This is a genomic window from bacterium (assembly GCA_035370465.1).
GTDB lineage: Bacteria > Ratteibacteria > UBA8468 > B48-G9 > JAFGKM01 > JAGGVW01.
Genome location: DAOOVW010000021.1, coordinates 16,109 through 26,827, shown reverse-complemented (window position 1 = coordinate 26,827; position 10,719 = coordinate 16,109). Strand labels below are relative to the sequence as shown.

12 protein-coding genes are annotated in these 10,719 nt (G+C 28.7%); 2 read left to right on the top strand and 10 right to left on the bottom strand.

Features of this window, described 5'->3' with window-relative positions; translation table 11 throughout:
- Window positions 1-18 precede the first annotated feature (18 nt).
- Entirely contained in the window at window positions 19-897 is an 879-nt protein-coding gene (locus PLW95_04335) for an EamA family transporter (GenBank protein HOV21891.1), read from the top strand.
- 12 nt (window positions 898-909) lie between these two features.
- Here the strand turns inward: PLW95_04335 and PLW95_04330 are convergent, their stop codons facing one another.
- The 8 genes from PLW95_04330 to PLW95_04295 form a co-directional block, all read right to left on the bottom strand.
- Complete coding sequence (locus PLW95_04330) at window positions 910-1,578, bottom strand: DUF1559 domain-containing protein (protein ID HOV21890.1); 669 nt, start codon at window positions 1,576-1,578, stop codon at window positions 910-912.
- A 13-nt stretch (window positions 1,579-1,591) separates the two neighbouring features.
- Window positions 1,592-2,617 carry a uroporphyrinogen decarboxylase family protein gene (locus tag PLW95_04325; protein HOV21889.1) on the bottom strand — a complete coding sequence of 342 codons (1,026 nt, stop codon included), beginning with the start codon at window positions 2,615-2,617 and terminating at the stop codon, window positions 1,592-1,594.
- Entirely contained in the window at window positions 2,610-3,248 is a 639-nt protein-coding gene (locus PLW95_04320) for a phosphopantothenoylcysteine decarboxylase (GenBank protein HOV21888.1), read from the bottom strand. The genes PLW95_04325 and PLW95_04320 overlap by 8 nt, the downstream gene beginning before the upstream one ends.
- Before the next feature lie 329 nt (window positions 3,249-3,577).
- Complete coding sequence (gene prfB, locus PLW95_04315; GenBank protein HOV21887.1) at window positions 3,578-4,696, bottom strand: peptide chain release factor 2; 1,119 nt, start codon at window positions 4,694-4,696, stop codon at window positions 3,578-3,580.
- A gap of 1 nt (window position 4,697) precedes the next feature.
- Window positions 4,698-5,684: a GTPase ObgE gene (obgE, locus tag PLW95_04310; GenBank protein HOV21886.1), complete on the bottom strand. Its 987-nt coding sequence runs from the start codon at window positions 5,682-5,684 to the stop codon at window positions 4,698-4,700.
- Between the two features lie 4 nt (window positions 5,685-5,688).
- Window positions 5,689-5,928 (bottom strand): hypothetical protein, encoded by a 240-nt coding sequence (locus PLW95_04305; protein ID HOV21885.1) that lies wholly within the window; start codon window positions 5,926-5,928, stop codon window positions 5,689-5,691.
- Between the two features lie 6 nt (window positions 5,929-5,934).
- Window positions 5,935-7,392, bottom strand: coding sequence for an excinuclease ABC subunit UvrC (locus PLW95_04300; protein ID HOV21884.1), 1,458 nt, complete (start codon window positions 7,390-7,392; stop codon window positions 5,935-5,937).
- Window positions 7,352-7,657 carry a DUF1844 domain-containing protein gene (locus tag PLW95_04295; protein HOV21883.1) on the bottom strand — a complete coding sequence of 102 codons (306 nt, stop codon included), beginning with the start codon at window positions 7,655-7,657 and terminating at the stop codon, window positions 7,352-7,354. Before PLW95_04295 ends, PLW95_04300 begins: the two co-directional genes overlap by 41 nt.
- Before the next feature lie 175 nt (window positions 7,658-7,832).
- On the opposite strand from PLW95_04295, the gene PLW95_04290 reads away from it, so the two are divergent.
- Complete coding sequence (locus tag PLW95_04290; protein ID HOV21882.1) at window positions 7,833-8,537, top strand: sulfite exporter TauE/SafE family protein; 705 nt, start codon at window positions 7,833-7,835, stop codon at window positions 8,535-8,537.
- Between the two features lie 42 nt (window positions 8,538-8,579).
- Here the strand turns inward: PLW95_04290 and PLW95_04285 are convergent, their stop codons facing one another.
- Together PLW95_04285 and murJ are read right to left on the bottom strand one after the other, a co-directional pair.
- Window positions 8,580-9,182, bottom strand: coding sequence for a site-2 protease family protein (locus PLW95_04285; protein ID HOV21881.1), 603 nt, complete (start codon window positions 9,180-9,182; stop codon window positions 8,580-8,582).
- Entirely contained in the window at window positions 9,167-10,681 is a 1,515-nt protein-coding gene (gene murJ, locus PLW95_04280) for a murein biosynthesis integral membrane protein MurJ (GenBank protein ID HOV21880.1), read from the bottom strand. The genes PLW95_04285 and murJ overlap by 16 nt, the downstream gene beginning before the upstream one ends.
- Between the last annotated feature and the right edge of the window lie 38 nt (window positions 10,682-10,719).

The following is a 10,719-nucleotide window of genomic DNA, read 5'->3' as shown; positions in this document are numbered from 1 at the left end:
TAAAGAAAAGGAGTAAAAATGAGGGAAATTTTATCGGCTATAATAAGTGTAATAACATGGGGAACTGTGTTTGTTTTTGGGCAGATAACTGTTAAAGAAGGTTGCCATCCAATTTTACTTTCTTTTTTAAGATTTTTCTTTGCTTCAATTTTTCTTTTTATTTATCTTTCTTTAAATAGAATAAAATTTAAAATCAATAAAGATGATATTCCATCTTTTATAATTTTAGGTTTGACAGGAATTTTTGGGATGAGTATTTTCATTTTTTACTCTCTTAAATTTACCACCTCAATTTCTTCAAGTATTCTTATGAATTCAAACTCTATTTTTATCGGAATTCTTGCTTATATGTTTTTAAGAGAAAAAGTAAGAATAAATGAGATAGTTGGAATTATTCTTGGTTTTATTGGATGTTATTTTGTAATAACAGATGGAAAGTTTTCTTTTGATATGTCTTTTATTGGTAATTTACTTGCACTTTTTTCTGCTATTTCCTGGGCTTTTTATACTGTATGGAGTAAAAAAAGCAATGTAATAAAAAAATATGGGGCATTGTTATCAACTTTCTGGGCATCAATTTTTGGGACATTTTTTCTTTTCCTTGCTTTGCTGATTCTTAAAATTCCATTTTCACCTGGTAAAATAGGAATTATATCTGGTATTTATCTTGGAATTATTCCTACTGGAATTGGTTTTACCCTATGGTTTTATGCAATAAATAAAATCAAAACAATTGTTGCAGGAATTTTACATTTTATTTCTCCACTAACAACCGGAATTATTGCAGTTATATGGTTTGGAGAAAGAATTTCTATTTTTACTTATCTTGGTGTTGTCCTTATTGTTTTTGGGGTTGTTATTTCAATATCAAGAAGTGAAAAAGAAATTTCTAATTGACATTTATTGTTACTACCAGTCAGAATATTCATAATATCTAAAAGTTATTTTATTTTGTTGGTAATTAGTATTCCAGTTAACATGCCCATCTGCAAAAAGGATATTCAACCCAGAAAGATGATATGCTCCAAAATGATTTATATTTTTAGCCCAAACAAGGCAATTCTGACTATAATCATCTTTGTCACAATCATTAAGGGTAAAATTAGAATATGTGTTATCTGCAACAAGTATAAATGCTGATGGATACCTTATTTTTTTTCTATTAACTGCTTCTCTCTTATTCTCTGCATCTACAAATGCTGCTTTTGCACTTAAAAAATATGTAAATTGTTCTTGTCTTAAAGGATATGAAGGACATCTATATATTGTTTTGTTTTTTATATATGGATATAATTGTTCACACCAGCCAGGGTAACCTAAATTTGGTGGGTCCTGATTTCCTGTTCCCCAGAGACAAGTTCCATTACATAAAGGATAAAATTCATTATAATCATTTCCATACATTTCAAGGGCAAAGTATATTTGTTTTAAGTTGTTTATACATGTTGATTGCCTTGCCTTTTCCCTTGCTTGCGAAAGAGCAGGTAAAAGTATTCCTGCTAAAATAGCAATTATTGCTATTACAACAAGTAATTCTATCAATGTAAATCCATATAATTTTGAAAATTTTTGATTCATAGTTTTAAATTTTTTATTTGTGCAAATATATATCTGAATAAACTTTTGCTGCTTTTTCGCAATATTCTTTGAGTAAAGATACATAACAATGATATTGTTTTAAAGAAACATCAGGTGGTGTTTGATGGTCAACTGAGGGAATATAACCTCCTTGACTCATTATAGGGAAAATACGTTCAAACTCTTGTCTCATCATTTTTTCACCTTGAGACATAACTGTTTTATCAAACCCCCCTATCATTTTAAATTTAGGAAAAAATTCCCTGATTTTAATTATGTCTGTTCCAGCCCTTCTTTCTAAAGGTAATCCTCCTTCAATTCCAACTCTTTCTATCCATTTAATCATTTGAAAAATATTACCATCTGAATCAATAAATGGAATAATACCTTTCTTTTTTAGGGACGGAATAATCTTGTGATAATATGGAGCAAGAAATTTATCAAAACATTTTTTTGAAAGCATTGGTCCATTATTATAGGACATATCTTCAGCAAATGTCATAAAATCGGGTGTACAAATTTTACAGAATTCATTTATAGCCCATAAATGGAATTCAACAAGGTCAGAATTAATTTGATGCATGAGTTCTTCATTGTCATAAAAAGCAAATAGATGTTGTTCTATACCAAAAAGTTGTCTTGGAAACCAAAAAAACCCATCTAAAGTAATCCAAATAACCATATCTCCTTTTTTTTGTTTTTCTGACCATTTTTCTAAGATAGGGAATATATTATCAAAAAAATTTTTTGGATATAGGTACTTTTTTATTTCTTTATATTCTTTTATATCTTTTATTAATCCTGCTCCATAAGTTTTAGGGGCAGGACAATTATCCCCTATTGCTCTTATCCATATTTGACGATAACAATCTAATCCAAAATACTCTCTTATCTCACCGTCGTCTATTAAAATGGAAGGTAACCCTTCGCTATACCATCTTTCTAATGTCTTATCCCACCAAGTAGCCCATTCAATCATCGGTAAGCGGTCTACTGGTTTAAACATCATTGTTAATTTAAATCTTTCTCTATTATTCATATTTTCCCTGTGATAAAAAAAAATTTATCCATTTAACTATTTTTTCTGCAACTTCTTCTTTACTGATTTTTTCAAATTCCTCAATTTTCTCATCCTTTGAAATAAAAATTACTTTTGAAGAAATACTATCACCAAAAAAACCAGGAGTATCTGCAATTATTAAATCGAGTTTTTTCCCTTTTAATTTCTTTAAAGCATTTTCTTTTATATTTTCTGTTTCAAGTGCAAAACCAATTATTATTTGATTTTTTTTCTTTATTTTTGATACCTCTTTTAGAATATCAGGATTTGGAATAAGTTTTAAGTACCATTCTTTTTTTCTTTTTAATTTTTTATTAGATTTTATTTCTGGTTTCCAATCACCCACTGCTGATGACATAATTAAAATGTCACACTCAGGAAAATATCCTAAAACCTCTCTTTTCATATCTTCTGCTGAAATTACATTTACTATTTTTACTTTCTCTGGTGGTTTGAGACAGGAAGGACCACTTATGAGAGTAACAGAATGTCCTTTTGATTTTAATTTTTCTGCTATTAAATACCCAATTTTGCCTGTTGAAGGATTACTTATAAATCTAACAGGGTCTATAAATTCTCTTGTCGGTCCTGCTGTAATTACTATTTTCATTTTTTCTTTTTAACTATTTACTGAATTTATTCACATTCAATACACAGAGGTACTAAGGTACAAAATAAATTCTGTAGTTATAACTACTTAGCACTTTGGTATAGAACTGGTTGTTTATTTATCTCTGTGAAAAAAATTTCTCTTTCTCTCCATTGTGCTTGTTGAAATCTCCCCTTGCCCCTCTTTTATAAAGAGGGGAAATAAGCACCATCTCTGCTAATCTTCGCTTCTTTAATCGGTTTATACAATGGAGAAATTCTAACTCCTTCCTTTACCAAAGGAAGGTTGGGATGGATTTTAAATTTCATTTTTTCTTTTTACTTGACTTACTATTGGCTACTTTCGTTTTTTATTAACCATTCCAATTCTTTTTCTAAAAACTCATCAATTTCTCCATCCATTACACTTTCAACATTTGATGTTTCATATCCAGTCCTATGGTCTTTTACCATAGTATATGGGAAAAAAACATATGACCTTATCTGGCTTCCCCACTCTATTTTCTTCTGTAAATTTCTCTTTTCTATTTCTTCTTTTTGTTGTTTTTCAATTTCTAATTGATAAAGTCGGCTTTTTAAAATTCTCATAGCAATTTCTCTATTTTTAAATTGACTTCTCTCATTTTGACATTGAACAACAGTTCCTGTGGGTTTATGTTTAATTCTAACTGCTGTTTCAACTTTATTTACATTTTGTCCACCATGTCCACCTGCTCTAAATGTTTCTATTTCAATATCTTCTGGATTAATTTCAATTTTCATATCATTTTCTACTTCAGGTATCACATTAACTGCTGCAAAACTTGTATGTCTTCTTTTGTTTGCATCAAAGGGTGAAACGCGGACAAGCCGATGGACTCCATTTTCGCCTTTTAAATATCCATAAGCATATGGTCCTGAAATTATTCCAGTTATTCTTTTAATTCCTGCTTCTTCACCTGGAAGGAAATCAACGACCTGAACTTCAAATCCATTTTTTGATGCCCATTTGTTATACATTCTCCATAGCATACTTACCCAATCACATGCTTCTGTTCCTCCTGCTCCTGCGTGTAAAGTTATAATTGCATTTTTTTTATCTGCCTCATCTTTCCACATAAATTTTATTTTTAACAAAGAAATTTCTTTTTCTAAGTTACTTAATATTTTCTCACATTCGTTTTCAAGTTCTTCATCAGGATTATTTTTAAGTAATTCAAGAATTGTTTCAACCTCAGAAAACATATTATTAATTTCTTTAATTTTTTCAATTTCTGAATTTAACTTTGTCCATTTCTCTATTTTTTCTTTGTCCTCCTTAGGGTTCCAAAATCCTTTTTTCTCCCTTTCTTTATCTTCATTTATAAATTCATCTTGTTTTTTTTTGAAATCATAAGTTAACTTTAATTCTTCCCAGATACCTTTTAATTTTTCAAAATGTTCTTTTAATTGAATTAGTTCAGTATTCATATTATCCTTTCAATTTATTCCATATAACTTCAAGCAAGTTATTTATCCCCTTTCCAGTTAAAGCGGAAATAAAATAAACATCTTTAAAAGTATCTTTTAAAATTTTAATATTTTCTTCTGTTCCTTCAATATCAATTTTATTTCCAACAATTATTTCTTCTTTCTCTAAAAGTTTTTTACTATATTTTTCTAATTCTTCTCTTAATTTGTAATATCTGCTGACAGGGTCAGGTTCGCTAACATCTATAAGATGAACTAAAATTTTCGTTCTTTCTATATGTTTCAAAAACCTTATACCCAAACCCTTACCTCCTGAAGCCCCCTCAATAATTCCTGGAATATCAGCAACTACAAAACTTCTGAAGTCAGGAAGTTGAACCACTCCTAAATTTGGAATTAATGTTGTAAATGGATAGTTTGCAATTTTTACTTTTGCATTTGAAATTTTTGAGATAAAAGTTGACTTCCCTGCATTTGGATAACCAATTATTCCAACATCTGCAATAAGTTTTAATTCTAATTTAAGATATTTTTCTTCTCCTTCTTCACCTTTTGTTGCAATTCTTGGTGCCTGATTTGTTGATGATTTAAAATTTGTATTTCCTTTTCCACCCTCCCCGCCTTTTGCAACTATTATTTCTTCTCCATCCTTTAAAACTTCACCAATTATTTTTTCTTTATCTTCGTTTATTTCTTTTATTACTGTTCCACAAGGAACATTGACCTTTATGTCCACTCCATCTTTTCCCTTTTTATTATTTCCACTCCCATGTTCACCATTTTCACCTTTCAAAAAATTTTGGTAGTAAAAATCAATTAAAGTTCTTACATTTCTATTTCCAACAAAAATAATATTTCCACCTTTTCCACCATCACCACCAGATGGTCCACCTTTTGGAACATGTTTTTCTCTTCTGAATGCAATACATCCATTCCCCCCATTTCCACCTTTTACTTTTATTTTTACTTCATCAATAAAATTCTTCATTTATTTAACTTTCTTTTTTAACATCTTCCTTTGTAACAAAACCTAAATTTTTAATAAATCTTTTAGCAAAAATTTTTGGTGTTTCTTTCACCAATTCGCAAACTTTTCCTATATTAGATGGTTGTTTATGTTTACCTTCTTCTTTTATTTCTTCAAAAACCTTTTTTGCCTTTTTTGAGAAATACCTCATACTTCCATATCCAATGTCCAAAATTTCTTCAAAAAGAGATTTTTCTTCTTTCATTTTTTATCACCTCCCCTGTGGAGAATTTACCTCCATTGATTGGTATTTTTTTAAAATTTCAGTAGCAACTTTTTCTCTTATTCCTAATTTTTTTAATGTTTCTATTTTTGTGTTTTTAAGTTCTGATAAATTTTGAAAATGTTTTATCAATTTCTTTTTTGTTTTTTCACCTACACCACTTATTTCATCAAGAAAGGATGCTTTAAAATTTCTATTTCGCAATTTTCTATGATAAGAAACTGCAAATCTATGCGCTTCGTTCCTTATCTCTTTTAGAAGATTTAATTCAGGGCTATCATCAGGAAGTTTTATTGGATGATTTTTATTTAATGTATATATTTCTTCAAACTTTTTCGCAATTGAAATTACTGGTACATCAATTTTTATTTCTTTAAGTTTTTCTGCCACCATATTTAATTGCCCTTTCCCTCCATCTATTAAAATTAAGTCAGGTAAATGTTTTCTTTCTTCTTCTGAATTAAATCTTCTTTCAATAATTTCCTGTAACATCTTATAATCATCAATCCCTTCTACCATTTTAATTTTAAATTTTCTATATTCAGACCTATCGGGTATCCCCCCTTTAAAAGAGACCTTACTTCCGACAGCAAGTTGTCCTGATATATTTGAAATATCATATCCCTCAATACAATATGGAATTTTTTTCAACCCTAAAATTTTTGAAAGTGAAAAATGAGTATTTTCATCACCATAGGAAAGAAGTGCTTGTTCATCTCTCAATGGGAATTTTTCTTTTATTTTTTCAAGAAGGAAAATTCGTTGTTTTAATTTTTCTGCCTGCTCAAAATCAAGTTTTTTTATTGCTTCATCCATCCACATTTTTAATTTTTTCTCAAATTTCTTATATTCCCCTTTGAAAAATGATATAAATCCCTCAAGAATTTTTTCATATTCTTCTTTTGATATTTTATTTTCACAGGGACCTGAACATAATCCAATATAAAATTGTGTACAGAGTTTTGTTTTACCGCTATAAATATTTTTTTTACAATTTCTTAAAGGATAAAACTTCCTTATAAACATTACTGTATCTTTTAAAAGTTTTGTGTTTGTAAATGGACCAAGATAAGTTGAATTATTATCTCTTTTTTCTCTAACCATATAGACCGATGGAAATTTTTCATTCGTTATTTTTAAAAGAGGATAACTTTTCCCATCTTTGAGATTTATATTATATTTTGGTTGATATTTTTTTATAAGTTGATTTTCTAAAATTAATGCTTCTGCCTCTGAAGCAACAGGTATTACTTCAAAATCATTTATTTGTTCAGAAAGTACTAAAACTTTGGTATTATTTCCTGATGAATTAAAATATGATTTTATTCTTTTTGAAAGACATACTGCTTTTCCAACATAAATAATTTCGCCATTTTTGTTTTTCATTATATAAACACCAGGACAATCAGGGATTTTTTTCAGTTTGTTCTTTATCTGTTTTTCCATTTTCTTCTTTTTTTTGTTCTTTTTTCAGTTCATCAACATAATTAAGTTGTAAGTCAGTTATTGTACTTCTTAAAATGCGTGCCTCTTCTTCTATAAGATTTCCTTTTGTTTTAACTTCTAACATTGTAAGAATTTCAATTATATTATTAGCCATTTCAATGTTTTTTTGTGTTTTTCCTGAAACAGGGTCAGGAATTTTTCCAAGTGCTTGCCATCCCCATGTTGCAAAAAAAGAAATAACAAATTCAAATAAATTATCTTTCATTTGCCCTCCTTATTTTATTATTTCTATATATAAATTATACTAATTTCATAAACCGAATTTCAACACCAGAATTACCTTGAAATTAAATTAGGTAAAGGGAAGTATCATAAAAAGTAATACATATATTTGATACGAGTGAAAGAAAATGATAAATTAAAACAAAAAGGAGATTATTATGTCAAACGAACTTATTGTTTTAATGACAACAGCAGCAACTATAGGATTTGTTCATACTATTCTTGGACCAGACCATTATTTACCTTTTATCGCATTATCTAAAGCAAGGAAGTGGACTAAAATTAAAACAACTATGGTTACACTTTTATGTGGAATTGGACATGTACTAAGTTCTGTTGTTTTAGGATTTATAGGTATTGCCTTAGGAATTGCTGTTTTTAAATTAGAAACAATTGAGTCATTGCGAGGAGAATTAGCTGCCTGGTTTCTTATTATATTTGGATTTACATATTTCATCTGGGGAATACATAAAGCAATTTATTCTCAATCTCATGAACATTTTAATAAGTGTGAGAATGGACATATACATTCCAATAAGCAGATTGGAGAACACATTAATATTCATAGTTCAAAATCTGATAATTTAACTCCATGGGTTCTTTTTATAATATTTATATTTGGTCCATGCGAGCCACTAATTCCTCTTGTAATGTATCCTGCGGCCAAAGGTAATATGATAAATGTAGCAATAACTACATTTATTTTTGGATTGACAACCATTTCAACTATGTTATGCATTGTTTTATCTTTATCTTATGGATTATCAATGTTTCCACTCAGGAAATTTGAAAAATATTCTAATGCACTTGCTGGTTTGATAATTTTTCTTTGTGGAGGCGCCATCAAATTTTTAGGACTATAATATAACCAAGTATAACCGCGGGGGTTAGAATAAGGATTAGAATTAGAGGCCAGCGATTGGATTAACTATTGCTTGTGTGAAAGTAAAAAGGAGATTACCAATATTGAAAAGAAATAAAATTATAATGACAATAAAAATACCAAATCTTTCAATTGATTCATATCTTATCCTGATATTGTAAGGGAGAAAGACAGCAAGAACACGGGAGCCGTCAAGAGGAGGAATTGGAATGAGGTTGAAAAAAGCAAGAATATAATTTATATATGCAGAGAACAAAAATATGTCTCTACCGGGCCCTGCTGGTAAAAATCTTACAAGAAGAGCAAAAATAGTTCCTAATAATATATTACTTAATGGTCCTGCAAGTCCAACAGTTAACATTCCTTTATCCTGGTCTCTAAAATTGAAAGGGTTTATTGGAACTGGTTTTGCCATACCAATTATAAATGGAGAATGAATAAGAAAAAGAAAAAGTGGAAAAATAATTGTTCCAAAAGGGTCAATGTGTGAAATGGGATTTAATGTTAATCTACCCATTATTTTTGCAGTATCATCTCCATTTAAAAGAGCAATATATCCATGAGAAATTTCATGAATTATCACAGAAAAAAAGAATATAACCAGAATAATTATTTGTTCCACCATAATATTTTATTAAGAAGTTTCCAGATTAAAAAATAAATTATAACTGCTAAAATTATAGCAGTTGTCAGAAATATTATCAAGGGTAAATTTCCGAATTTCATTTTATAAAGAATAAGTACATAGGTCATTACCAGTGAAGATATAAGAGATGTTGCAAAATAAGAAATTATTTTTTTGTTGTCTAATTTTATGTATTTTTTTGTAAAATAGAAATATAAAAAAAAGAAATTAACTATGCCAATTGCTGAAGTTGCAAGAGCAATTCCACCAGTGGATAAAACTTTCATAAGTGTAATATCAAGAACAAAATTTATCAATATGCTTATAATTCCAATTTTGACTGGTGTTGATGTATCTGAAAAAGAATAAAAAGCACGGGTTATAATTGAAGCACCTCCATAACCAATAAGTCCCAATGAATAGAACATAAGAGGAAAAGCAACAATTTCCACTGATTGACTTCCAAACATCCCTCTTTTGAATAGAAGAGTAATTATTTCGCTTCTAAATAATATAAGTCCAAATGTAAATGGAACAAGTAAGAAAAATAGCATTTTCATTGCAGAATAGAAATTTTCTTTAAATTGTATGAAATTTTTTGAAGATATGTTTTCTGAAAAATAGGGAAGTGATGCAGTTGAAATTGAAATAGCAAAAACACCGAGTGGAAGTTGAAATATTCTTGTTGCATACCATAATCCAGAAACAGCACCATTAAATAATGTCCCAGCAAGTGAATAATCAACAAGTAAATTTATAGGTCCCACTGCAACACCAACAATAACAGGTAAAATTAATCTTCCAATTTTTCTTATAGCAGGATGTGAAAAGTCAAAGTCAAGTTTGTAAGTATATCCAATTTTATTGACTGATGGTAAGAGATATAAAAATTGAAAAATCCCTCCTAATATTATTCCTATAACAAGTCCAAAAATTCTTTCATCAACTGAATTTCCGAAAAATGGTAAAAAGCAGAAAAGAGAAGTAACCCAGAATATATCAAGAATTATAGGAGAAAAAGAAGGTAATAAAAATTTTTTGTGAGCATTTAATATTCCCATATTTAAAGAAGTAAGAGAAATAAAAATAAGGTATGGGAAAGTAAATTTAAGAAGTGTCCATATCCAGAACCATTTTGATTGAGAGGATAAAAAATTTGGGATAAAACAACTTAAAATATAAGTAATAAAAAAAAGAGCAAATGTAATAATTATTGAAGCAGTAAAACAAAGATTTATGACTTTATTACTTTCTTTTTTTTTGTTTTCGTCAGTTATATATTCAGTGAAAACAGGAATAAATGCAGCATTTAAAGCACCTTCAGCAATTATTCCTCTAAAAAAATTGGGTATCATAAAAGCAATAAGAAAAGCATCATATATAAAAGTAGTTCCAAAAAAATTAGCACTAACAATTTCTCTAAAAAGCCCAAAAAGTCGAGAAATTATAGTCCCAATTGAAATTATATAAACTGCTTTAAGCATTTTTTTTGAACTCATTTTTTTTTAATAGAAGTTAAATTTGTGTATATTTTAGG

Bases quoted from the DNA above. Each gene is read 5' to 3' on its own strand.
- PLW95_04335 (HOV21891.1), top strand. From the start codon at position 19: ATGAGGGAAATTTTATCGGCTATAATAAGTGTAATAACATGGGGAACT.
- PLW95_04330 (HOV21890.1), bottom strand. From the start codon at position 1,578: ATGAATCAAAAATTTTCAAAATTATATGGATTTACATTGATAGAATTA.
- PLW95_04325 (HOV21889.1), bottom strand. From the start codon at position 2,617: ATGAATAATAGAGAAAGATTTAAATTAACAATGATGTTTAAACCAGTA.
- PLW95_04320 (HOV21888.1), bottom strand. From the start codon at position 3,248: ATGAAAATAGTAATTACAGCAGGACCGACAAGAGAATTTATAGACCCT.
- prfB (HOV21887.1), bottom strand. From the start codon at position 4,696: ATGAATACTGAACTAATTCAATTAAAAGAACATTTTGAAAAATTAAAA.
- obgE (HOV21886.1), bottom strand. From the start codon at position 5,684: ATGAAGAATTTTATTGATGAAGTAAAAATAAAAGTAAAAGGTGGAAAT.
- PLW95_04305 (HOV21885.1), bottom strand. From the start codon at position 5,928: ATGAAAGAAGAAAAATCTCTTTTTGAAGAAATTTTGGACATTGGATAT.
- PLW95_04300 (HOV21884.1), bottom strand. From the start codon at position 7,392: ATGGAAAAACAGATAAAGAACAAACTGAAAAAAATCCCTGATTGTCCT.
- PLW95_04295 (HOV21883.1), bottom strand. From the start codon at position 7,657: ATGAAAGATAATTTATTTGAATTTGTTATTTCTTTTTTTGCAACATGG.
- PLW95_04290 (HOV21882.1), top strand. From the start codon at position 7,833: ATGTCAAACGAACTTATTGTTTTAATGACAACAGCAGCAACTATAGGA.
- PLW95_04285 (HOV21881.1), bottom strand. From the start codon at position 9,182: ATGGTGGAACAAATAATTATTCTGGTTATATTCTTTTTTTCTGTGATA.
- murJ (HOV21880.1), bottom strand. From the start codon at position 10,681: ATGAGTTCAAAAAAAATGCTTAAAGCAGTTTATATAATTTCAATTGGG.